The organism is Kineosporia corallincola, from assembly GCF_018499875.1.
GTDB classification, from domain to species: domain Bacteria; phylum Actinomycetota; class Actinomycetes; order Actinomycetales; family Kineosporiaceae; genus Kineosporia; species Kineosporia corallincola.
Genome location: NZ_JAHBAY010000015.1, coordinates 47,417 through 70,962 on the forward strand (window position 1 = coordinate 47,417; position 23,546 = coordinate 70,962).

Genomic DNA, 23,546 nt, shown 5'->3' on the forward strand with positions numbered 1-23,546 from the left:
TCAGGCCGGGCCGGAGACGGTGAGGGGCAGCCGGACCTCGATCGCGGTGCCCTGGTCCGGCTTGCTCTTCACCCGGATGTCGCCGCCGTGCCGGTTGACCACGATGCGCCAGACGATGTCGAGGCCCAGCCCGGTGCCCTCGCCGATCGGCTTGGTGGTGAAGAACGGCTCGAACATGCGCCGCTGCACCTCGGGCGGGATGCCCGGGCCGGTGTCGGCGATCGTGACCACGGCGAAGTCGCCCTCGGCGCGGGTGCTGATCGACAGCTTGCCGTGCGTGCCCTTCATCGCGTGCAGGGCGTTGTCGATGACGTTGGTCCAGACCTGGTTCAGCTCGGCCGGGTAGGCCGGGATCTCGGGAAGTGACTTGTCGTAGTGCTTCTCGAGCGTGACCTGCTCCCGCAGCTTGCTGCCGAGCATCACCAGTGTGCTGTTCAGGCCCTCGTGCACGTCGATCTGCTGGTGCTCGGCGCGGTCCAGCTGGGTGTACTGCTTGGCCTTGGTGATCAGGGTGGCGATGCGGTCGGTCGAGTCCTCGATCTCGGCCATCAGCTGCTCGCTCTCGAGCGCGTAGGTGATCCACTTCAGGCCGCCCTCGAGGTGCGTCTCGGGGATCGAGTCGGCCACGCCCTCAAGCCATTCCAGGTCGAGACCGGCGGCCACCCAGATCGGCGCGAGGTGCCAGCCGGCCGACACGCCGTGGTCGTCGCACCAGTCGCTGAACTCGTCTTCCAGGTCATTGGCCTGGAGCGGGGTGAGGTGTTTCGTCTTGCCGGACTGCGCCTTCGCCGACTGCTCGATCGCATCTTCTTGCAGCCCGGTGAGTTTCACCAGGGTGTCGGGGTCGACCTTGCCCGAGGCCAGGTGTTTCAGCTTGCCGCGCATGGCCGCGACCCGCTCGCGCAGCGTGGCGGTGGCCCGCACGGCGGCCGAGGCCGGGTTGTTCAGCTCGTGGGTGAGGCCGGCCGTGAGCCGGCCCAGGGCGGTGAGCCGCTCGCGCTGGCCGACCACCGCCTCGGAGTTGCGCATGCCGGTGAACAGGCCGTCGAGCAGGTGGATGGCCATCGGGAACCATTCCTTCAGCACCTCGGCGAGTTCCTCGCCGGGGATGCGGAAGAAGACCGACTCGTCGAGCGTGCGCAGGGAGCCGCCGTAGAAGGGGCTCTGGGTGACCTCCCGGGCCGAGGTGAGCCAGGCCCAGGTGGCGCCGCTGTAGACGCCGGGGGAGTCGGAGCGGGACACCTCGACCTCGTGGTCGCCGACCTGCTTGAGCAGGGCCTGGCGACCCTGGACCAGCATGAAGAAGCAGGTGGCGGGCTCCTGCGCGCCGTAGACGGTGGCCCCGGCGGGATACCGCACCACCTCACCGTGCTCCGACATCCAGCGCAGCTGCTCGTCGTTCAGCTTCTCGAACAGGAAGAAGCGCGAGAGCTCAGCCGGCGTGAGGCGCTCCATCGGTTGCTCCGTGGTGGTCACCGTTACTCCAACATCTCCCGGTGCGGTTACATGCCCGAAATTGTGGACGACGAGGAGCCCGGCGGGAGCTCCTCGTCGTCCACAATTTTACGGATGCGCCAGATACTGGTGGACCAGCGTGACCGCCATCGCGCCCTCGCCCACCGCCGAGGCCACCCGCTTGACCGACGCCGAGCGCACGTCGCCGGCCACGAACACGCCGGGGATGCTGGTCTCCAGGTGGAACGGGTCGCGGTTCGGCGTCCAGCCGGCCGGCCGCTCGCCGGAGTCCAGCAGATCGGTGCCGGTGAGCACGAAACCGGCCTGGTCGCGGGCCAGTTCGTCGGGCAGCCAGTCGGTCATCGGGGCGGCCCCGATGAACACGAACAGGTGCCCGCAGTCCACGTCCTCGGTGGCGCCGCTGGTGCTGTCGCGCAGCACCAGCTTCTGGAGGTGCCCGTCGCCGTGGCAGGAGATCACCTCGGTGCAGGTGCGCACGTCGATCCGGTCGTTGCCGCGGATCTGCTGGATCAGGTAGTGCGACATGGACCGTTCCAGGTCGGGCGCACGCACCGCGAGGGTGACCCGGGCGGCCTGGCGGGAGAAGAACATCGCCGCCTGGCCGGCCGAGTTGGCCCCGCCGACGATCACCACGTGCTGGTCGGCGCAGGCATCGGCCTCGGTGGCCGCGGAGCCGTAGAACACGCCCCGGCCCACCATGTCGTCGGCGCCCTCGGCACCCAGCCGCCGGTAGGAGACACCGGTGGCCAGCAGCACGGCGTGCGCGGCCACCCGGCTGCCGTCGTCCAGCTCCAGGATCTTCTTCGGGCCGTGCGTGGCCAGGCCGACCACCCGCCGTGCGGTGAGCAGCTCGGCGCCCAGCCGGGTGGCCTGGCGCCGGGCCCGGTCGGTGAGCTGGCCGCCGCTCACCCCGTCGGGGAAGCCCAGGTAGTTCTCGATGCGGGAGCTCTGCCCGGCCTGCCCGCCGGTGGCCCGGCCCTCGACCAGCACCGTGCGCAGGCCCTCGGAGGCGCCGTACACCGCGGCGCCCAGCCCGGCCGGGCCGCCGCCCACGATGACCAGGTCGTAGAAGTCCTCGGCCGGCGTGGTGGAGAGCCCGATCTTGTCGGCCACCTCGCTCAGCGTGGGGTTGAGCAGCACGTCCCCGCCGGCCGTGAGCAGCACCGGCACGTCGGCCTCGGTGGCGCCGGCCGCCTCGAGCAGCTTGCGGCCCTCGGCCTCCTCGGTGGTGAACCAGCTGTACGGCATGCCGTTGCGGGCCAGGAAGTCACGCACCTCGTAGGCCTGCGCCGACCAGCGGTGACCGATGATCCGGGTGGACTCGGTCTCCGGCTCGCCGGCCGCCTTCCAGGTCTCCAGCATCTGGTCGACCACCGGGAACAGCTTCTCCTCCGGCGGTTCCCAGGGCTTGAGCAGGTAGTAGTCGACGTCGACCAGGTTGATCGCCTCGATCGCCGCGTCGGTGTCGGCGTAGGCGGTCAGCAGGGCCCGGCGCGCCCGGGGGAACAGGTCCATGGCCTGTTCGAGGAACTCGATGCCGTTCATGTTCGGCATGCGGTAATCGGCCAGCAGAACGGCCACACGGTCACCGCGCAGCCGGATCTCCTGCAAGGACTCCAGGGCGTCGGCGCCGGAGTCGGCACGCACGACGCGGTAGTGCTCGGCATAACGACGGCGCAGGTCACGGGCCACCGCCCGGGACACCGACGGATCGTCGTCGACCGTGAGAAGGATCGGCTTGGTCACCGGCTGAAGCTCCTCAGGGGTGGGGGACTTCGAGCCTAGTTCGCCCTCCGGAAGGGCACCAGGGTTTACGCCTGTGGCGCAGACGGCCCGATGTTGGGTGAACCGTTACGTGATCTGTCCGCTTTACCCTCCTCGGCTCACAAGTGTGTCCACTATTCTCGTGCGCTGGTATACGCCCGAGTCGTTCCGGCACCTCCCCGGGCCAGCGTTGTGTTCCGGTCAGGCAGGTCCCGCGCGGCGGGCGGGCTGCCCGTGCCTGATCTTCCTGATCCGAGGAGCGCTGACGTGACCGACTGGGACCCCTCCGCTGTAGCCGCGGTGCTGCGCACGGAGAACCGGTTCGCCGGGGGGTCGGTGGTCGGGGTGCTCGCGGTGGGCCGCTCCCAGACCCGCATGTGGGTTCTCGAGTCCGGGGTGGTCGAGCCGCCCGGCACCGACGCGCCGCAGCCGGCGGCGGTGGCCGGAAGCCCGGTCGTCCTGGCCGAGAGCACGCTGGACGACGTCGGCAGCGAGCTGTTCGACCGGTTGCTGCTGGAGCGCGCCGCCGCCCGGGTCGGAGAGATCCCGGGTGCGGACGACGCACTGGTGACGCGGCTGCTGGAGGGCAAGGGGCAGCCCTGGAACCGGCTGCGGCTGCGGCTGACCACCGACGTGCGCCGGGCCCGGGAGGAACTCACCGACTGGCACAGCGCCACGGTCGACGTGGACGACGTGCCAGGGCTCAGCCCGGACGGCCCGCTGCGGCTGGACCGGATCGAGCTGGACAACGCGCTGCGCCCGCACGTGCTGCGGATGGCCCGTGACTTCGGTGCCACGATCGAGTCGTCCGGTCTGCGCCCGTCCCTGCTGGACGGCATCTACCTGCTCGGTGACGCGGCGATGCCGCTGATCGTGCGCTCGGTCTACGACGTGCTCGGGGTCAGCCCGACGGTCGGGCAGGACCTGGTGGAGGCCGGCGCCCGGGCCCGGGCCAACGGCTCCGGCACCCCGGCGGCACCGGCGGCGCGCAACGGCGCCGCACGCAACGGGTCGGTGCCGGGTCAGGCCCGGCCGGTCTCCCCGGCCGCCGGGCTCAGCCTGCGGCCCACCCCCCGGCCCAAGGACAAGAACGGCCGGCTGGTGGTGCGCGGCACCACCCAGCCCGAGGCCGGGCCGAAGCCCGCGGTGCGCACCTCCGGCGATCCGGACGACGCCGAGGTGTACCGGCCGGGCGAGTCGGACGAGCCGGCGCAGACCGGCGGGGGCACGGCGGCGGTTTCGGGGGCCACGACCCCCGGCGTCCCCGGCGCTCCCGGCCGGCCCGGCACGCACGGCGGCACGACGGAGCCCGGCGAGAGCCCGCAGAACGGTAAGGCCCCGAAGAACGGCAAGGCCCCGAAACCGGTCAGGGCCCCGAAGCCGGTCAAGGCGTCCAAGACGAAGGCGCCCCGGGCCGCCAAGGTCAACGGCGCCGCCAGAACGCCCGATCCGCAGGCGGTCGCGGCGGTGCGGGCCGAGAACCCGGATCTGACCGAGACCGGTGCGCTCCGCCTGCTCGGTCACCCCGGTGACGGGTTCGACGTGGCCGCGGCCAGCGCGGGCGGTCCGTCGTCCAAAAAGAGAAAACGCCGGCTGGTGCCCCTGCTGGGAGGCGTGTCGGTGCTGGTGGCGGCCGGGCTCGTGGTGGTCACGCTGGTGCACGACGGGGCGATCGCCGGGGCCGACCCGGTGGACTCCTCCGACGTGTCGATGTCCACCACGCCGTCCGCCACCGCGAGCCTCACCCCGACCTCGACCGGGCTGCCCGCCGTGCCCGGCCTGAGCGCGCAGCGCGACGGCATCGCGATCACGCTGACCTGGGACGCGGTGGACGGCGCCGAGCGCTACGCGGTGTACCGCGACCAGGGCACCGAGACCGAGAAGCTGCGCACCGTGGAGACTTCCGAGGTCACCGACCGGCCCGGTGACGGCAGGACCCACAGCTACACGGTGATCGCGCTGGACGCGGACGGGACCGAGGGCGCGGCCGGTGAGCCGGTGCGGGAGAAGGCCGAGACGCCCTACGGCAAGGTGCAGGACATCGCCAGCAACTGGATCGGCATCGTGCCCGCCGAGCCGGGTGAGAAGGGCAGCTCCGGCCAGGTCTGCCAGGCGAAGCCGGGCAAGTCGCAGGGCGCGAGCGGCCGCATCGTCTGCACCTACCCGGGCAAGCTGACCGTCACCGTGTTCCGCTTCACCTCCAAGACCTCTCGCGACCACCGCTACGACAAGCTGGTCGACGTCAAGGGCGTGGCCAGCGGCAAGTGGAACGTCAAGCTGCACGACGACGTCCGGGCCACCGGCCGGGTGCTCACCGGTGGGCCCAGGGACAACCCGTGGCGCTGGTGGTCGTACGACGCGGCGCCGTCGTACGCGGTGCAGGCCCAGTGGCCGGGGCACACCTCGGCCGAGCTGGCGCAGTGGGTCAGGAAGCGGATGCCCTTCCGCTCCTGACGTCCCTGACACTCCTGGCCGGCTCAGCACCCCGCACCAGCTCGTCCAGCAGCAGCGGGGCCAGGGTGCGGACGTAGCGGCCGGTGATGTGGTTGTCGTCGCGGTAGACCAGCGTGTCGTCGACCACCACCGGGCAGCTGGAGACGTCGCAGAACCAGGGCGTCGGGTCGATCACCCGGGCCCCGGCCGAGGCCACCTCACCGGCGATCCGGGTGCGCCGGCCCGAGCCGGCCGCCCGCTGCGGCGACTGGGCGCAGGCCTGCACGTCCCGCGGGTTCTGCGAAAGGCATTCCGGCACATCGCCCTTCGCCTTCGGGGTGTCGGCCAGGAAGACCAGGTCGGCGGTGGCGGAGCGCAGTCGGCCGGCGGTCGTGGCCCAGCCTCGCGCCCAGGTGCCGTCCGGGTCACCGGTGTGCTCCAGCAGGTCCATGTGATCGGCGATCGACGTCATCACCACCAGGTTCGGCCGCAGCTCCTGAATCCGCCCGATCGCGTTCTGCCGCCAGGCGTCACAGGTCTCGTAGCGGCCGCGGAACTGCTCGGCGTACAGCTCCACCTCGGCCGGGGTGCACATCAGCTTGGTGAACACCGCCAGCCGCCAGTTGCGGCGTTGCGCCAGCGCATTCAGCGCCGGGTACCACTGTGCGGCGTGGGAGTCGCCGAACAGCACCACGGTCACCCGGCCCCCGGCGTGGCCCAGCGACTCGCAGTGCTCCGGGCTGAGGGTGGCCCCGACCGGGACCAGGCAGCCGTTCCGGGCGATCGCCGGGTCGTCGGTGCGGGCCTGGGCCAAAGACGGCCGCAGGTTGCGCGGCAGGGCGGTGACCAGCGCCGCCGCCTCCAGCCGTCCGCTCAGCTGCCGGTCGCGGGCCGGGCCGGTGCCCGCCAGGTCCAGGCCGGTGGCCACCCCCTCGCCCTGGGTCTGCCGGGCCGGCAGCATCGGCACCAGCAGTGCCACGGCCACTGTCGTGACGGTCAGGCCGACAGCCAGAAGTCCTGCCCTCCATGACTTCTGGCGCAGTTCGGGGTGGTGCCGCAGCGGCTGCTCGACCATCGAGTAGGTGACGGCGGCCAGTCCCAGCGCCACCAGCGCGGCGAGAAGTCTTTCGGGCAGCTCGATCTCGTGGCCGAGCAGATAGGGCGCCACCACCAGGACCGGCCAGTGCCACAGGTACCAGGAGTACGACCGGGCGCCGATGAACTCCAGCAGCGGAACGGTCAGGGTCCGGCCGGGACTCGCGGTGCCCGCGGCCAGCACGGCGAGCGCGCCGAGTACCGGGATCGCGGCGGGCCACCCGGGGAACGGGGTGGTCTCGCCGAAAGTGACCGCGCCGAAGCCGATCGCGGCCAGCCCGGCCCAGCGCAGCGGCGGGGCGAGCACCCGCAGCACCCGCACCCGGGGCAGGGCCAGGGCGAGCAGGGCACCGGCGCCGAGCTCCCAGGCCCGGGCCGGGGCGCCGAGGTAGGCCGCCACCGGGTCGGTGCCGCTGGAGGTCACGGAGAACACGAACGACGCGGCCACCAGCGCGGTCAGCAGGCCGGCGAACACCGCCCGCCGTCGCAGCAGCACCAGCCCGAGCACCGCCAGCAGCGGGATGACCAGGTAGAACTGCTCCTCCACGGCCAGCGACCAGAAGTGCTGGAGGGGGGAGGGCGAGGCGCCGGACGAACGGTAGTCGTTGCCCACCTGGATCAGCCGCAGGTTCAGCACGTAGCCGGCGCCGGCCAGGGCGTCCCCGGCGATCGCCCGCAGCCGCACCGGCGGCATCCAGCACCAGGCGGCGGCCAGGGTGCAGACCAGCACCAGGGTGGCGGCGGGCAGCAGGCGCAGGGCCCGGCGGGCGTAGAAGCGCCCGATCCGGACCCGCCCGGTGGTCGCGGCCTCCCGGGCCAGCTGCGAGGTGATCAGGAACCCGGAGATCACGAAGAACACGTCGACGCCGACGAAACCGCCGCCGAAACCGCCCACGCCGCAGTGGTAGAGCACCACCAGCAGCACGGCCAGCGCGCGCAGGCCCTCGATGTCGGGCCGGAAGCCCGGGCGGACAGCGGTTTTCACGTCGTCCACCGGTGAGACCCGAGGATCGGTCTCCAGGTCGAGATAGCTCACCGGACAGGCATCGGCATCCGGGGCACGGTCCTGGCCTCCTCCGTTCGGTCAGAACCGGGGCGTACAGCTGATCCCCAGACAGCGCGCCGCACCCTCCCAGTTACGCCGCCCAGAGTGGAGCCAACGAAACGGAGGAGACCCGATGAACGCTCGCGACGAGGCCCACCGCACCACCGTGGCCGTGACCACGGGCCTGGCCACCGCCGCGCTGGCGACCACGATCACCGTCGCCCTGGTGGCGGCGCACGCGGAGAACGCCGAGGCGAGCACCGGGACCACCTCCTCCGGCGACAGTTCCACGGCTCAGTCGAATTCGAATTCCGGCAGCTCCGGCAGTTCGGGCATCAGCCCCGGCAGCGGATCCGCCGACGCCACTTCTGGAGGTTCGTGATGCCCCTGCTGGAGACCCTTCCCGTGACCCCCACCGTCCGTCAGTGGCCGGTCTGGAGCACCACCGCCCGGATCGTCGTCACCGACCCGGCGGTGGCCGACCAGGCCTACGACGTGGTGGCCGAGCAGCTGGACGAGGTGGACCGGGCATGCAGCCGGTTCCGCGACGACAGCGAGCTGGAGCGGGTGCAGAAGATCCTGGCCGGCAACCGCACCGACCGCGCGGTCACCGTGTCGCCGTTGCTGGCCGTGCTGATCGGGGCGGCCCTGGAGGCCGCGGAGAAGACCGACGGCGACGTGGACCCGACCCTGGCCGACGACCTGGCCGCCCTCGGCTACGACGAGGACTACTCGATCATCCACACCAAGGTGGGTGGACTGGACATCCCGATCACCCTGAGCCGCCGGGTGCGGCACAGCTGGCGCGACGTGTCGCTGACCGGCCGCCGGCTGCGGATGCCCGCCGGGATGCGCCTCGACCTCGGCGCCACCGCCAAGGCCTGGGCCGCCGACCGGGCGGCCCGCAGCATCGCCGACCGGTTCGGCGTGGGTGCGCTGGTCTCGCTCGGCGGCGACATCGCCACCGCCGGCCCGGCGCCGGAGGGCGGCTGGCAGGTGCTGGTGCAGGACGGCGCGAACGAGCCGGCCACCCGGGTCGGCCTGGACGGCGGAACGGCGGGCCTGGCCACCTCCAGCACGGTGAGCCGCAGCTGGCGCAACGGAACCCGCGCGGTGCACCACATCCTGAACCCAGCCAGCGGCCTGCCCGCTGCCCCGGTGTGGCGCACCGTCTCGGTCGCGGCCGGCACCTGCCTGGAGGCGAACGTCCTGTCCACCGCGGCGATCGTGCGGGGGGACGACGCCCTGCACTGGCTGCGCGAGAAGGGCCACCCGGCGCGGCTCGTCGCCTCCGACGGTGAGGTGCTGACGATCAACGGCTGGCCGTTCGACGGTGCCGAGATCGTGGCGGACGACGCGCAGGTGCACGAGATCACCCTCACGCAGCTGCCGGAAGCCGCGCACGCGGCATGACCACGGAGGCGCTCTGGTACCTGGCCCGGGGCAGCGGCGTGGTGAGCCTGATCCTGTTCACCGTCGTCGTGGTCCTGGGCATCGGTACCAGGTCCGGCCGCACCTTCGCCGGGATGAACCGGCTGGTGGTGGCGTCGGTGCACCGCAGCGCGGCCCTGCTCGCCCTGGTCTTCCTGGTGATCCACGTGGTCACCCTGCTCTTCGACCCGTACGCCCAGCTGAACCTGATCGACCTCCTGCTGCCGTTCGGATCGGGCTACCGGCCCTTCTGGGTCGGCCTCGGCACCCTGGCCCTCGACCTGGCCCTGGCGGTCACGGTCACCAGCCTGCTGCGTGACCGGATCGGCCTGCGTGCCTGGCGGGCCGTGCACTGGCTGGCCTACGCGATGTGGCCGGTCGCCGTGCTGCACGGCATCGGTTCCGGCACCGACCGCGGCACCTTCTGGATGCTGGCGATCGACGCGGTCTGCGTGCTGTCGGTGGTGGCCGTCGCGGTCGCCGCTCACCCGGCCCTCCGGCCGAAAACCCGCACACCCGTAGCAACCTCGCCCCGGAAGGAGCATCAACGATGACCACCACCGCCATGACGCCGGCTCAGGGACTGCGGATGCCTCCCCAGGGACCGAGGCTCTTCGCCGCCCGGGACCCTTTTCTGGCAACGCATCTGGACACCTACGGCACGATTCCCGACGTCACGCCGGCCCAGTTGCTGGAGCAGGTCCGGATCTCCGGGCTGACCGGCCGGGGCGGTGCCGGGTTCCCGACCGCGGCCAAGCTGGAGACGGTGACCGCCAACGCCCCGGCCGTGGTGGTGGCGAACGGCGCCGAGGGTGAGCCGGCCAGTCGCAAGGACGCCGAACTGCTGCGCCGTGCACCGCATCTCGTGCTCGACGGGATCGAGGTGGCGGCCCGCATCACCGGCGCCGGCGAGGCCTTCGCCTACCTGCGTCCGGAGGTGGTACCACTGGTGCGGCAGGCCCTGGCCGAGCGCTCCGGGCTGCGGATCACCGTGGTCGCGGCCCCCGACACCTTCGTCAGCGGGCAGGAGACCGCCGTGGTCAGCGCGCTGGCGGGCGGCCCGGCCCTGCCCCGGTTCAGCCGGCACCGGATCTTCCAGCGCGGCGTCGGCGGTCGCGCCACGCTGGTGCAGAACGTGGAGACGCTGGCCCAGCTGGCACTGATCGCCCGGTACGGTGGCGTCTGGTTCGCCTCCGCCGGAACCCCGGACTCCACCGGCACTTTCCTGGCCACCGTGCACCCGGTCGGCCAGGCCCTGACCACCGCACCCGCGGTCTGGGAGGTCACTCACGGCCTGCCGCTGCGGCAGGTGCTGGCCGGCACCGCCGGCCGCCCGCCGGAGGAACTCCAGGCCGTGCTGGTCGGCGGCTACCACGGCACCTGGCTGCCGCTGCCCGCCGCGCTGGACGCGCCGCTCTCGCGCGCCGGGCTCGAACCGTACGGCGCCGGGCTGGGCGCCGGGGTGATGATCCCGCTGGCGAAGAGCGCCTGCGGGCTGGAGCTGACCGCCTCGATCGCCGGCTACCTGGCCCGGGAGTCGGCGAAACAGTGCGGCCCGTGCCAGTTCGGCCTGCCCGAGCTGGCCCAGAACTTCGCCGCCCTGGCCGCCGGGCAGGTCGGCCGCAGTGGGCTGGACGCGGTGCGCCGCTCCACCGGGCTGGTCGAGGGGCGCGGCGTGTGCCGGCACCCGGACGGCACGGCCCGGCTGATCCGCAGCGCACTACGGGTTTTCGGCGACGACGTGCTGCTGCACCAGCACGGCCGGTGCCTGGCCCGGATCGGCGAGCCCTACGGTGGTGTGCTGTGACGCGTCCCCTGGTGGTCGACTGGACCGCCTGCCGGGGCCGTGGCCTGTGCGCCGACCTGTTGCCCGAGCTGCTCACCCAGGATCACTGGGGATTTCCGGAGAATCGTTCCCGGGGGCCGATTCTGGTGCCGGACGAGCTGGAGGGCCCGGCCCGCCGGGCAGTCCGGATGTGCCCGGCGCTGGCCCTGCGACTGGACGCGGAACTGCCCGGGCCCCGGTGAGGGGTCCGGGCAGTTCCGGCGGTTCACTGGGCGGTGGGAGCGACCGCCTTGCCCTTGCTGATCGTGACGCTGCCGGTCGCGGCGCCCTGCGGGTCGAGCGAGATCTTCCAGGTGCCACTGGCGGTCGGGTACACCGCGCAGGTGGCCGGCTTGCTGCCGAGAACGCAGTGGTCGATGAAAACCCCGTCCGGCCGGTAGAAGTAGAGGTGCGCGGAACCGTCCTTGCCCCAGTCGCTCTTGGTCACGCTGAACGGGACCTTGGTGCCGGCGGTGGCGGAGAAGGTGTACGAGGCGTTCTGGCCGCGGGACTTGATCGTCGTCGTCACCGCGGTGTCGTCCTTCAGTGCGACGGGCGCCAGGTCGGGCACGAGGTTCACGGTCGCCTTGCCCTTGGCGAAGTCCTGCGGGTCGATCGTGAGCCACCACTCGCCGGTCACGAGCGGGCTGAAGTCGTAGAAGGTGGGCTTGTCGGCCACGTCGAAGTTCTCGACCAGCGTGCCGTCCGGCGCGTACAACCGCCCGATCGCCTTGCCGTCCTTGAACTTGGTGGCCGTCACGTCGAGGCTGATGTGCTGGTCCTTGGTGGCGCCGAATTTCACCACCATGTTCTGGCCGCGCACCGTGTTCTCCACCGTGGCGGACTCGTTCGCCTTCAGCGGCCCGGCCACCACGTCCGAGGCGTAGGTGATCATCGACCAGCCGGTGGCGTTGTCGAGCGGGGCGAGCACGAGCTTCCAGTCGCCGGTGGCGTTCGGGGTGAACTCGTAGACGTGCGGGTCCTTGTTGACGAACCACCAGTCGGCCCACTCGCCGCCGGGGGTGTAGAGCTTCCACAGCGCTCCGCTGTCGTTGGTCCACCTGCCGCCCGAGGTGCTCAGGGTGACGTGGCGGCCCTTGGTCACGGCGAAGGTGTAGGCGAGAGTCGTGTCTTTCGTCTTGATCTCGGCCTTCGTGCCGACCCCCTCGGTCAGCTTGCCGCCCTTGACCTCGGCGGCCGAGGCGGTCTGGGCGCCGAGAACCATCATGGCGAGAACCAGCGGAGCGGCGATCAGGGTCGCGATCCGCAGGCCAGGTTTCTTCATGATCCCCCCAGGGGATACCGGTCCGGCGGCCCGGCCGCCGGACGTGTGGGACTACTGGAAGCGTCGGGCGGAATGCCCTGGCGCAGGCCGGACCCCGATCCGGCGACATGAACACTAGACGTAACAGTAGGCAACCGGGGGTAACTATGGACCCGCCGCGCCGCGAGCGGAACACCGCCGGGGAATGTTCACCACCCTGCCTGGATTCTTCGTCCGGACACCGGGGATAGGCTCACGGCGAGCGAACACCCGGGAACGGAGAGCATCATGACGCTGCCCCACGACACCGACCCGAAGCTGGCCGGTTACGCCCATCCGGAGCGGCTCGTCACCACCGAATGGCTCGCGGCCCACCTGGGCGAACCGGGGCTGGTCGTGGTGGAGAGCGACGAGGACGTACTGCTCTACGACACCGGCCACGTGCCCGGCGCGATCAAGGTGGACTGGCACACCGAGCTCAACGACCAGGTCACCCGGGACTACCTGGACGGCGCGCAGTTCGCCGCGCTGATGTCGGCCAAGGGCATCGCGCGCGACTCCACGGTCGTCATCTACGGCGACCGCAACAACTGGTGGGCCGCCTACGCCCTCTGGGTGTTCACCCTCTTCGGCCACGAAGACGTGCGTCTGCTCGACGGCGGCCGGGCCGCCTGGATCGCCGAGGGCCGCGACATCACCGACGACAGGCCACATGTCGAGCGCACCGACTACCCCGTGGTGGAGCGCGACGACACCACCGTCCGGGCCTTCAAGGACGACGTGCTGGCGCACCTGGGCGGTCCGCTGATCGACGTGCGCTCGCCCGCCGAGTACTCCGGCGAGGTCACCCACATGCCCGACTACCCGCAGGAGGGCGTGCTGCGCGGCGGGCACATTCCCGGCGCCGCCAGTGTGCCCTGGGCCCGGGCCGCGGCCGACGACGGGCGTTTTCGCAGTCGTGACGAGCTGGCCGCGATCTACGAGCAGGAGCAGGGGTTCTCGAAGGACGACGCGGTGATCGCCTACTGCCGCATCGGCGAACGGTCCAGTCACACCTGGTTCGTGCTGACCCACCTGCTCGGGTTCGGCAATGTGCGCAACTACGACGGATCCTGGACCGAGTGGGGCAACTCGGTGCGGGTTCCGGTGGCCCGGGGTGCCGAACGCGGCTGAGGTCGCCTAAATTGGGGACGACGACGAGCCCGTGCCGGCCCGGTGCGGGCCGCCGTCCCGAGGAGTTTCCCTGACGGTTCCCGAAAACCTCGTTGCCGGAGCCCTTCTGGGTGTGCACGCCGGTGACTCGCTCGGTGCCAGCCTGGAGTTCATGTCGTTCGAGCAGGTGCGCGAGGCTTATCCGGAGGGCTTGCGGGAGATCGTCGGCGGCGGCCCGTTCGACTGGCCGGCCGGGCACGCCACCGACGACACCGACCTCACCCGGGCCGTCCTGCTGGCCTACCTCCAGCCGGGTGATGACCTGGTGCGCACCGCCGGCGAGCACATGCTCGACTGGTTCGACGGCAACTGGCCCGGCCGGGTGCCGGGCAGCCGGCCGTTCGACGTCGGGGGTGCCACGGCCACCGGCCTGACCCGCTTCCGGGTGAGCCGGGACTGGCGCCGCGCCGGCGCCGGGGTGGGCAGCGCGGGCAACGGGTCGCTGATGCGCTGCATCCCGACCGCCCTGGCCCGCGCCTCGCAGAGCTCGCCGACTCTGCCGGGCTCGCCGACTCTGCCGGGCTCGCCGGCCTTGCGGGCCGCTCGGGTGCGTGAGTCGGTGGCGATCTCGGCGATCACCCACGACGACTCGCGGTGCCTGCTGGCCTGCGTGGCCTACACCGAGACGGTGGTGGCCCTGCTGCACGGGGCCACCGGCGCAGAGGCCGCCCGGGCAGGCGCGGCGACCATGGAGGACGACGCGGTTCTACGGGAAGTGGCCGCCGTTCTCGGGCCGCTGCCAGGTGGTGCGCTGCCAGGTGGTGCGCTGTCAGGTGGTGCGCTGTCGGGTGGTGCGCTGTCGGGTGGCGCGGTGCCGGGTGCCGCATCGCCGGGCGGCGAAGCACCGGTTGATGTGGTGCCGGGTGGTGCGGCTTCGGGCACAGCCGTTCCGGCGGACCTGCTGACGGCCGCCGGCGCCGTGGCCACGGCGATCCGGCTCGGTCTGCGCGTCGACCTGGCCGAGGCCGCCGCCACCGGCGACGCCAAGCTGCCGCACGGCGGCACCGGATACGTGCTGGACTCCCTCACCCTGGCCGTCGCGGCCCTCGCCGACCCGCGTCCGGCGGTGGACGCGCTGGTCGACGTCACCCGGCTCGGCGGCGACACCGACACCAACGGCGCGATCGCCGGGGGTCTGCTGGGCGCCCGCGACGGCATCGGCGCGTGGCCCGGGAGCTGGATCTCACGTCTTCAGTTCGCCCCCGAGTTCATGGCCGCTGCCAGGGAATTTGCGGAAAGTCCCAACTGACGGGCTGCACGCAAAGTTCCCCCAGGGGTACCCAGTGTGGACATCGGCGGCGATACTCGAGGCAGACGCCAGCTCGTCCACGGCTCGTCCACAGCTCGTCCAGGGGGAGGGGTAAGGATGCCGCACGAGGCGACCACCCCGGGCGACGCGACCTCCGGGTCCGCGTTCGTCGCCCGCTGGATCGCCGCGAGCCTCGGCACCTCCCCGCTCACCGATGCCGACCGGCACACCGTGCGGGCCGGGTTGGCCTCGCTGCACGAGGGGCTGGGGCTGCACTGGCACGGCAACGTGGTGTGGGTGCGTTCCCCGCAGGAGCTCACCCGCGCCCTGGCCGACGCCCCCGCCCTGATGCGGGGCGCCTACCTGGCGGCCGGCGGCCGGTCCCGCCCGCTCGCCCGGGCGGGCCGGTTCGGCCGGGCCCTCAGCCAGGGCACCATGGTCACCGGCTACGCCTTCATCGCCGCCATGCTGGCCTTCTTCCCCTCCTACTATGCCGGTTCGCTGGTCGACGCGGCCGGTGGGCACCGGCTCGCCCCCGGCGGCCTGTTCGCCGTCTCGGTCCTGGTCACCGTGCTCACCGGCCTGTTCGCCGCGGCCGTGCTCACCCGGTCCGCGGTCAACTCCGCCCGCCGGGTCTACGCCCCGATCGGCGAGGACCTCGACCAGCGGCTGCGGCCGGTGCTGTCACACGGGCGCCCCGGTGCCTCCGACGCCGGTGTCCCGGTGCGCCGCGCGGTCTCCGGCCTCTGGAACGAGCGGCTGCTGGAACATGCCTGGAGCGAGGGCACCACGGTGCGCGGCTTCCATCGCGACGGCGCCCTGCACGACCGGTGGGCGGCCGGCGCCGCCGGGCAGGCCGCGCTGCGTGAGGCCGGGCTGTCCACGCTGAACCGCCGGAACCAGGCCGTGCTGGCCGGCCTCCTCGACGTCCGTAAAGCTCTGGTGTGGGTGCCCTATTCGTGGGTGACGGTGGTGCTCGAGCCACCGGTGCAGATGCACACCGAGACGGCGGGCGAGGGCCTGCGGCTGCACCGCGACGACGGGCCGGCGCTGGTCTGGCCCGACGGCCAGGTCGAGTTCTACCTGCACGGCGTGCGCATCCCGGCCGAGCTGGCCGGTCGTGAGCCCACCGTGCGAGAACTGCACGCAGAGAGGAACTCCGAGGTCAGGAGGGTCCTGATCGAACGCGAGGGCTGGTCGCACTACATCACCCGGGCGGGCCTGCGGCTGATCGGCGCCGCACCCGATCCCGGTAACCCGGGCCGAGAACTGCGCCTGTACCGCACCCCACCACGGGTGTTCGACTCCGACCGGCTGCTGCTCATGACGAACGGCAGCCCCGACCGCACCGGCACCCTGCGGCACTACGCCGAGCTGGTGCCGGGCGAGCTCGACGACCCGATCGAGGCGGCGGCCTGGCAGTACGGCGTGCCCGCCGAGGTCTACCGCGAGCTGGCCCGCAGAACCTGACCGCCCGGAGAGCATCGAGAAGGAGCACGACATGCATACATACGGCTCGGCGCTCGCGCTGATCGGCGTCACCGTTCCCGATCACCTACCGGCGGAGGCCGGGGTGCCGGTGCTCCAGGCCCCGCAGGCCCAGGGTGATCTGCTGATCCTTCCGGCTGCCGCCCCCGAGGGCACGAGCTGGTGCCACCTACCCGACTCCGGTGAGCAGGTGGTGCACGGCGAGGCCACCGGCAACACCCATTGGCTGCACCGGGGTTTCGACTCGCCGGGCGTGCGCTGGGCCCGGGCGACCGACGACGAGCCGCTGGTGGTGGGCTACGTCGAGGTGCCCGAGGGGCAGTCCGCGCTGCTCGTGCACACCGACGAGCACGGGGCCAACGGTATCGGGCCGGGCACCTACGCCATCCACCGCAAGCGTGAGTTCGTGCGGCCCGAGCCGAAAGCCGGCAGCAACCCGCTGGTGCGTGGCCTCACGCGCCGTCCCGACGCGAACGCCTGGGACCTGATCTGGGACTGAGGAAACCGGTGGTTCCCCCGGCCGGCACCGGGGGAACACCAGGAGAACTCGGCAGCCGGCTCAGTCCGACATCGGCCCCACGTCGGCGACCGTCAGCACCGCGGCGCCGGCCTCGTCGCTGGCCTCCAGGTCGACGTCCGCGGTGATCGCCCAGTCCCGGTCGCCGTTCGGGTCGTCAAGGATCTGACGCACCTCCCACTTGCCCGAGAACTCCTTGATCACCAGCATTTTCGGTCCACGGGCGTCCGGGCCGGTGCCGACCGAGTCGTACTCCTCGAAGTACTCCTCGATCGCCTCCTGCCACTCGTCGGCGGTGTAGCCGTCCGTCTCGGCGTCCAGCTCGCCCAGGGGTGTCCAGGCGCGGCGGGCGAACAGCTCGACCCGGCGGAACATGGCGTTGCGCACCAGCACGGTGAACGCCCGCCGGTTCGCGGTGACCGGCGGCGGGCCGGTGGGCACCTGCGGCCGCGCCGGGTCGTCCTCCTCGCCCGGATGACGCAGCGCCTCCCACTCGTCGAGCAGGCTGGAGTCGGTCTGGCGCACCAGCTCACCCAGCCACTCGGTGAGGTCGCCGATCTCCTCGGTGCGCACCGCCTCGGGCACGGTCTGGCGCAGCGCCTTGAACACGTCGGACAGGTAGCGCAGCAGCGTGCCCTCGGAACGGGCCAGCTGGTAGAAGTTGACGTACTCGCCGAACGTCATCGCGCGCTCGAACAGGTCGCGCGCAACGGATTTCGGCGACAGCTCGTGGTCGGCCACCCAGGGGTGCCCGGCCCGGTAGATCTCGAACGCGCCGTCGAGCAGCTCCTCCAGCGGCTTGGGCCAGGTGACCTCCTCGAGCAGCTCCATCCGCTCCTCGTACTCGATGCCCTCGGCCTTCATCTCGGCCACCGCCTCGCCCCGCGCCTTGTGCTGCTGCGCGGAGAGCACCTGGCGCGGGTCGTCGATGGTCGCCTCGATCACCGAGAGCACGTCGAGGGCATAGGTCGGGGCGTCGCGGTCGAGCACCTCGAACGCCGCCAGGGCGAACGGCGAGAGCGGCTGGTTCAGCGCGAAGTTGGCCGGCAGGTCCACGGTCAGCCGCACCGTGCGGCCGAATTCGTCCGGGGTGTCCAGCTTCTCGACCACGCCCGAGGTGAGCAGGGCGTCCCAGATCGCCTCGGCCTGGTCGAGGTGACGCTGCCGGGCCGCCGGTTCCTCGTCGTTCTCCTCCAGCAGCTTCTGCATGGCCGCGTAGGCGTCGGCGGGCCGCGCCAGCACGTTGAGCACCATCGAGTGGGTCACCGCGAAGCTGGAGTTCAGCGGTTCCGGCGGGGAGGTGCTGAGCCGCTCGAAGGTGGTCCTGCTCCAGGAGACCGAGCCCTCCGGCGGCTTCTTGCGCACGATGCGCTTTTTCTTCTTCTCGTCGTCACCGGCCCGCTTCAGCAGACGCTCGTTCTCCACCTCGTGGTCGGGTGCCTGGATGATCACGGTGCCCGCGGTGTCGAACCCGGCGCGCCCGGCCCGCCCGGCGATCTGCATGAACTCGCGCACCTTCAGGTGCCGCTGGCGCACGCCGTCGTACTTGGACAGGCCGGTGAACACCACCGTGCGGATCGGCACGTTGATGCCGACGCCGAGGGTGTCGGTGCCGCAGACCACCTTGAGCAGCCCGGCCTGGGCCAGCTGCTCGACCAGCCGCCGGTAGCGCGGCAGCATGCCGGCGTGGTGCACGCCGATGCCGTGCCGCACCAACCGGGACAGCGTCTTGCCGAAGCCGGCGTGGAAACGGAAGTCGCCGAGCGCCTCGGCGATCTTCTCCTTCTCCGCCTTGCTGGACATGTTGACGCTCATCAGCGCCTGCGCCCGCTCCATCGCCGCGGCCTGGGTGAAGTGCACGACGTAGACCGGCGACTGCCGGGTGTCGAGCAGCTCGGTCAGCGTCTCGTGCAGCGGCGTGGTGGCGTAGGAGAAGAACAGCGGCACCGGGCGCTCGGCCGAGCTGACCGTGGTGGAGGGCCGGCCGGTGCGCTTGGTCAGGTCTTCCTCGAACCGGGTGACATCGCCCAGCGTGGCCGACATCAGCAGGAACTGCGCCTTCGGCAGCTCCAGCAGCGGCACCTGCCAGGCCCAGCCCCGGTCCGGGTCGGCGTAGAAGTGGAACTCGTCCATGACCACCTGGTGGATCGGCGCGTCCGCGCCCTGCCGCAGCGCCAGGTTGGCCAGCACCTCGGCGGTGCAGCAGATGATCGGCGCGTCGGCGTTCACCGCGGCGTCGCCGGTCATCATGCCGACGTTGGCCGCGCCGAAGGTCTCGATCAGGGCGAAGAACTTCTCCGACACCAGGGCCTTGATCGGTGCCGTGTAGTAGCTGCGCTCACCCCGGGCCAGGGCGTAGAAGTGCGCGCCCGCCGCCACCATGCTCTTGCCCGAGCCGGTGGGCGTGGCGAGGATGACGTTCGACCCGGAGACGATCTCGATCAGCGCGTCCTGCTGGGCCGGGTAGAGCTGGAAGCCCTGCTCGACGGTCCACTCGGTGAACGCCTCGAAGATCTCGTCGGGGTCGGCATCGGGGCCAGGGGTCTGGGGGAGTCGATCGAGCAGCGTCATGATCTGCCCATGCTCTCACCTCACCCCGCCCGCACCGATCCGGATCGATCCGGATCGAGGACGGCCGCGGCGGGCACGACCTCAGTAGGCCGGGTCGAACGCGTTGAAGGCCTGGACCGACAGCAGGCCCGGCCGCTCCACCCGCATCACCTCGCGCAGGGCGCGCACGGCCCGGCCGGTCAGGTCGCCGGCGGCCTCCGCGTCGATCGGTCCCGCGTGGTTGATCTGCCAGTTCTCTCACTCCGGGTTGCCGGTGATCCCGAAGCCCAGCTCCTGTAGCCGCTGCTCGTCCGCCCCGGTCAGCTCGGCCCCGTCCTTACCGCCAGGAGGCCACCTGCTGGAACCCGTGCCGCCGGGCGGTGGGCGGCCCGAGCACCTCGACGGCCACCCGCAGGGTGCGCTCGAACTCGTCACCCAGCGCCAGGGCGCCCGCGGCGGTCCGGTTCGCCGGCCGGCCCGGCGCGAACAGCGCCAGGGTGGTCGTGATCACCTTCGAGTCCTGCCAGGCCACCCGGGCGTCCCGGGGCTCCGGCGCAACCGGTCCCGGGTCCACCGTGACGCCCAGGTCGTCGTCCTCGATCCAGGTCCAGCCGAGCCGTTCCAGCACGGCCGGCAGCTCGTCGGCCGCCCAGCCCCAGCGGGTCCCGCCGATCCGTTCCATCAGTTCCCGCACCACGTCGTCCTTCGGCTCCGCGTCCATGCGGGCCCAAAATAATGGACGACGAGGAGCCCCTTCCGGAGCCCTCGTCGTCCATCAGATCTCTGGTGGATCAGGGTGGATCAGGCTGAGGCGATGGCCGCCACCGGCGAGATCCGCGCGGCCCGCCGGGACGGCAGCACCGAGGCCAGGGCCCCCGCCACCGTGGCCACCACCAGGATCGACAGCACCTGGGCCACCGGGACCGCGATGTGCACGCCACCCGTGCCACCGATCGCGGCCTTCACCGCGAGCACCCCGTAGACCGAGCCCAGCACCACCCCGATCGCGGCGGCCACACCGGCGATCAGCATCGCCTCCCACAGCAGCATCCAGCGCAGCTGGCCGCGGGTCAGGCCGAGGGCCCGCAGCACGCCGGACTCCTTACGGCGCTCCAGCACCGACAGCGCCATCGTGTTACCGACACCGATCAGAGCGATCACCACCGCGACGGCGAGCAGGCCCAGCACGATCAGCAGCAGGATGTCGAGCAGCTGGTCGAAGCTCGCCCGCTCCTCCGCCGACCCGCCGAGCGTGCTCGCCGGGTCCACGTCGGCCGCCGCGTCGGAGATCGCGGTCAGCGTGTCACCGCGCTCGCCGGCGGGCAGGTCGTCGGCCAGCCGGGCCCAGGTCTCCTGAATGTTCGCTTCCGGGTTCAGTTTCGCCAGGTCGCCGCTGGTCATCCGGGGGTTGCTCACCTGGTCACCGACCACGTGGGCGGTGAGCCGAACACTGCGGCTGCCCGACGTCACCGTCAGCGGCTCGCCCTCCACGGCCTTCCAGTCCTCGGCGTACCACTCCGGCACCACGATCGTGCCCGCCGACGGCACCAGCCCGGCCTGGTCGGAGCGCACCACGTCGGCGGCCTTCACCGGGTCGACGCCGAGCGCGTAGCTCTCCTCCCGGCCCACCCGGATCTCGCCACCGAGCACCGGCATCGCCGCGGTCACGTTCTCCACCCCGGAGACGGTGCCGGTCAGCGTGGCCGGGGAGCCCTCGGAGCGGCCGCTGGTGAGCACCACGTCGGTCGGGTAGTGGTCGTCGATGGAGGCCGAGGCGGACGCCCGGGTGGTCGCCGCGCCCACCACCATCGTGGTGCAGAGCGTCACGCCGATGATCAGCGCGGTGGCCGTGGCGGCGGTGCGCTGCGGGTTGCGGGTCGCGTTGAGGGCGGCCAGTTTTCCGGGCACCCGCCCGGCCGGGCCGATCAGCCGGCCGGCCAGCCCGACCGCGAGCGGCACCAGCCAGCGGGCCAGCAGCAGCACGGCGAGGAAGGTGATCATGCCGCCCACGGTGGCCACGATCAGGATGTTCTCCTGCCCGCCGTACCAGGCCAGCGCCACCCCCGGCACGGCCAGCAGCAGACCGGCGACCCGGCGGAACAGCCCGCCCCGGGCGTTGACCGGCGGAGCGTCCATCGGGCGCATCGCGGCCAGCGGGGCCACCTTGGTGGCCTTCCGGGCCGGGTTGAACGCCGCGACCATGGTGACCACGGTGCCCAGGGCCAGGCCGATCAGCACCGGCCGCAGCGAGAGCGAGATCCCGGCCAGCGGCACCGGCGAGTTCTGGTATCCCGCTGCCAGCGCGGAAACCCCTGCGGCCAGGCCGATCCCGGCGCCCACTCCGAGGGCCGAGGCGACCAGGCCGATCACGAACGACTCCACCAGCACGCCGCGCCGCAACTGCCGGCCGCCGGCCCCGATGGCCCGCAGCAGAGCCAGCTCACGCACCCGCTGGGCCAGCAGCACGGCGAAGGTGTTGGCGATCACCAGGGCACAGACGAACACCGCGATCGCCGCGAACATCAGCAGCACCGTGGTCAGCTCGGCGTTGCCGGAGCTCATCTCGTTGGCGATCTCCTCCGACTGCTCCTCACCGGTGCGGGCGGTCAGATGCCGACCCACCGCGGAAGTGTCCAGCACGGAACGGATCTCGGCGGTCAGCGCGTCCGGGGTGACCCCGTCGGCCCCGGCCACCCGGATCGCGTCCACCTCGGTGGCGCCCCAGGCCGCGGCCTGCTGCGGGGTGGCCCAGAACTGCTGGTTGCCGATGGCCGTGATGCCGGAGGCGCGGTCGGTGATGCCGACCACGGTGGCCCGGGCCGTGCTGCCCCCGGAGATCTGCTCGCCCTGGTCGTCGTACTCCGGTTCGAGCTGGAGCTCCACCGTCGAGCCGACCTCCAGACCGCGCCCCGGGGCGGCGATCACCTGGCCGTCCCCCGTCGGCCAGGTGCCCTCGTCGAGCTGCTGCCAGCGCAGCGTCTCGTCGGTGGCCAGCGACTGCACCTGGGCGAACCGGTAGCCGTCGCCCTCCGGCAGCCGGGCGCTGAGGTACACGCTGCTGTCGACGGCCAGCGCGGCCACGTCGGGCAGCCGGCGCAGGTCGTCGGCGATCGCGGTGGTCTGCTGCGCGGTGGGGGGTTCGCCGTCCATGTTCCAGTCGGTGGCGACGACCGCGTCGGTGTGCAGGTACTGGCTCGAAAGAGCGCCGAAGACGGTTTCTTTCGAGCTGTCGTTGAGCACCAGGGTGGCCACCACGAAGCCGACGGCGATGACGATGGCCAGGGCGGTGGCGACCAGCCGGTGGGCCTGGGTGCGCAGTTGCGCGAGGCTGAGCGACAGCACGGTCAGCCTCCCAGGTGACGCAGCGCGTCGAGCACGCTGTCGGTGGTCGGTGCGGCGATGTCCCCGGCGACGGAGCCGTCGGCCAGCAGCACCACCCGGTCGGCGTAGGAGGCGGCGACCGGGTCGTGGGTGACCATGACGACGGTCTGCCCGGTCTCCCGCACGCTGGCCCGCAGCATGCTGAGAACCTCTGCGCCGGAGGTGGAGTCGAGGTTGCCGGTGGGCTCGTCGGCGAACACCACGTCGGGCCTGGGCAGCAGGGCCCGGGCGATCGCGACGCGCTGCTGCTGGCCGCCGGACAGCTCGGTGGGGCGGTGGGTGAGCCGCTCGGTCAGCCCGAGTCGCTGCACGATCGAGTTGTACCACTCCCGGTCCGGGCTGCGCCGGGCCAGCGTCATCGGCAGCTCGATGTTGGCCTGGGCGTTCAGGGCGGGGATCAGGTTGAAGGCCTGGAACACGAAACCGATGCGGTCACGGCGCAACCGGGTCAGCCTGGCGTCGTTCATGCCGGTCAGCTCGGTGTCGCCGAGCCAGACCTGACCCGCCGACACCGAGTCCAGGCCGGCCAGAACATGCATCAGGGTGGACTTCCCGGAGCCGGAGGGGCCCATGATCGCGGTGAAGGCGCCCTTGTCGAAGGCGACGTCGACACCGCGCAGGGCCGCGACCGCGTTCTCGCCACGGCCGTACATCTTGCGCACACCGTGGGCCCGGACCGCGGCCTCCCGGGGCGGTTCCGCCCCGCCGGGACCGGACCACTGAGCCGGCTGCGCCGTTGTCCAGGACATCGGATTCTCCCTCGTGTCAGGTGTTTCGAACGAGAACGAATCTATGGACGACGCACGGGTGGGCACA

Annotated in this window: 18 protein-coding genes; 10 read left to right on the top strand and 8 right to left on the bottom strand. The window is 72.0% G+C overall.

Going from position 1 to position 23,546, the window contains the following annotated elements:
• Window positions 1-1,455, bottom strand: coding sequence for an ATP-binding protein (locus tag KIH74_RS29075; RefSeq protein WP_214159571.1), 1,455 nt, complete (start codon window positions 1,453-1,455; stop codon window positions 1-3).
• A gap of 108 nt (window positions 1,456-1,563) precedes the next feature.
• Window positions 1,564-3,222, bottom strand: a complete 1,659-nt coding sequence (locus KIH74_RS29080) for an NAD(P)/FAD-dependent oxidoreductase (RefSeq protein WP_308114035.1) — start codon at window positions 3,220-3,222, stop codon at window positions 1,564-1,566.
• A 285-nt stretch (window positions 3,223-3,507) separates the two neighbouring features.
• On the opposite strand from KIH74_RS29080, the gene KIH74_RS29085 reads away from it, so the two are divergent.
• On the top strand, window positions 3,508-5,694 hold the full coding sequence (locus KIH74_RS29085; protein WP_214159572.1) for a hypothetical protein: 2,187 nt from the start codon (window positions 3,508-3,510) through the stop codon (window positions 5,692-5,694).
• On the opposite strand, the gene KIH74_RS29090 is transcribed toward KIH74_RS29085, so the two are convergent.
• Window positions 5,666-7,804, bottom strand: a complete 2,139-nt coding sequence (locus KIH74_RS29090; RefSeq protein ID WP_214159573.1) for an acyltransferase family protein — start codon at window positions 7,802-7,804, stop codon at window positions 5,666-5,668. The two genes, KIH74_RS29085 and KIH74_RS29090, sit on opposite strands and share 29 nt — an antisense overlap.
• Window positions 7,805-7,946: 142 nt before the next feature.
• Here KIH74_RS29090 and KIH74_RS29095 point away from each other — a divergent pair, with 142 nt between their 5' ends.
• Genes KIH74_RS29095 through KIH74_RS29115 form a run of 5 tightly spaced genes read left to right on the top strand, consistent with a single transcriptional unit; the run spans window position 7,947 to window position 11,272 of the window.
• Window positions 7,947-8,195, top strand: coding sequence for a hypothetical protein (locus KIH74_RS29095; protein ID WP_214159574.1), 249 nt, complete (start codon window positions 7,947-7,949; stop codon window positions 8,193-8,195).
• Entirely contained in the window at window positions 8,195-9,226 is a 1,032-nt protein-coding gene (locus KIH74_RS29100; protein WP_214159575.1) for an FAD:protein FMN transferase, read from the top strand. The genes KIH74_RS29095 and KIH74_RS29100 overlap by 1 nt, the downstream gene beginning before the upstream one ends.
• Window positions 9,223-9,798 (top strand): ferric reductase-like transmembrane domain-containing protein, encoded by a 576-nt coding sequence (locus KIH74_RS29105; RefSeq protein ID WP_214159576.1) that lies wholly within the window; start codon window positions 9,223-9,225, stop codon window positions 9,796-9,798. Before KIH74_RS29100 ends, KIH74_RS29105 begins: the two co-directional genes overlap by 4 nt.
• Window positions 9,795-11,051, top strand: a complete 1,257-nt coding sequence (locus KIH74_RS29110) for an NADH-ubiquinone oxidoreductase-F iron-sulfur binding region domain-containing protein (RefSeq protein WP_214159577.1) — start codon at window positions 9,795-9,797, stop codon at window positions 11,049-11,051. Before KIH74_RS29105 ends, KIH74_RS29110 begins: the two co-directional genes overlap by 4 nt.
• A complete protein-coding gene (locus KIH74_RS29115) occupies window positions 11,048-11,272 on the top strand; it encodes a ferredoxin (protein WP_214159578.1) in 225 nt (74 codons plus the stop codon). Before KIH74_RS29110 ends, KIH74_RS29115 begins: the two co-directional genes overlap by 4 nt.
• A 23-nt stretch (window positions 11,273-11,295) precedes the next feature.
• Here KIH74_RS29115 and KIH74_RS29120 read toward each other — a convergent pair whose 3' ends face one another.
• Complete coding sequence (locus KIH74_RS29120) at window positions 11,296-12,354, bottom strand: PPC domain-containing protein (protein WP_214159579.1); 1,059 nt, start codon at window positions 12,352-12,354, stop codon at window positions 11,296-11,298.
• 267 nt (window positions 12,355-12,621) lie between these two features.
• On the opposite strand from KIH74_RS29120, the gene KIH74_RS29125 reads away from it, so the two are divergent.
• The 4 genes from KIH74_RS29125 (at window position 12,622) to KIH74_RS29140 (ending at window position 16,781) form a co-directional block, all read left to right on the top strand.
• Window positions 12,622-13,506 carry a sulfurtransferase gene (locus KIH74_RS29125; protein WP_246573335.1) on the top strand — a complete coding sequence of 295 codons (885 nt, stop codon included), beginning with the start codon at window positions 12,622-12,624 and terminating at the stop codon, window positions 13,504-13,506.
• A gap of 31 nt (window positions 13,507-13,537) precedes the next feature.
• On the top strand, window positions 13,538-14,794 hold the full coding sequence (locus tag KIH74_RS29130; protein WP_308114036.1) for an ADP-ribosylglycohydrolase family protein: 1,257 nt from the start codon (window positions 13,538-13,540) through the stop codon (window positions 14,792-14,794).
• A gap of 117 nt (window positions 14,795-14,911) precedes the next feature.
• Entirely contained in the window at window positions 14,912-16,264 is a 1,353-nt protein-coding gene (locus KIH74_RS29135; RefSeq protein ID WP_214159581.1) for a DUF6745 domain-containing protein, read from the top strand.
• 31 nt (window positions 16,265-16,295) lie between these two features.
• The gene (locus tag KIH74_RS29140) at window positions 16,296-16,781 is read left to right on the top strand and encodes a DUF8820 family protein (protein WP_214159582.1); all 486 of its coding nucleotides are present in this window, start codon (window positions 16,296-16,298) and stop codon (window positions 16,779-16,781) included.
• 60 nt (window positions 16,782-16,841) lie between these two features.
• Here the strand turns inward: KIH74_RS29140 and KIH74_RS29145 are convergent, their stop codons facing one another.
• The 4 genes from KIH74_RS29145 to KIH74_RS29160 all read right to left on the bottom strand — a co-directional run bounded on the left by KIH74_RS29145 (window position 16,842) and on the right by KIH74_RS29160 (window position 23,479).
• Window positions 16,842-19,370, bottom strand: coding sequence for a DEAD/DEAH box helicase (locus tag KIH74_RS29145; protein ID WP_214159583.1), 2,529 nt, complete (start codon window positions 19,368-19,370; stop codon window positions 16,842-16,844).
• A gap of 316 nt (window positions 19,371-19,686) precedes the next feature.
• Complete coding sequence (locus KIH74_RS29150; protein WP_214159584.1) at window positions 19,687-20,070, bottom strand: DUF6301 family protein; 384 nt, start codon at window positions 20,068-20,070, stop codon at window positions 19,687-19,689.
• 80 nt (window positions 20,071-20,150) lie between these two features.
• Complete coding sequence (locus tag KIH74_RS29155) at window positions 20,151-22,691, bottom strand: ABC transporter permease (RefSeq protein WP_214159585.1); 2,541 nt, start codon at window positions 22,689-22,691, stop codon at window positions 20,151-20,153.
• Between the two features lie 2 nt (window positions 22,692-22,693).
• A complete protein-coding gene (locus KIH74_RS29160) occupies window positions 22,694-23,479 on the bottom strand; it encodes an ABC transporter ATP-binding protein (protein ID WP_214159586.1) in 786 nt (261 codons plus the stop codon).
• Window positions 23,480-23,546 lie beyond the last annotated feature (67 nt).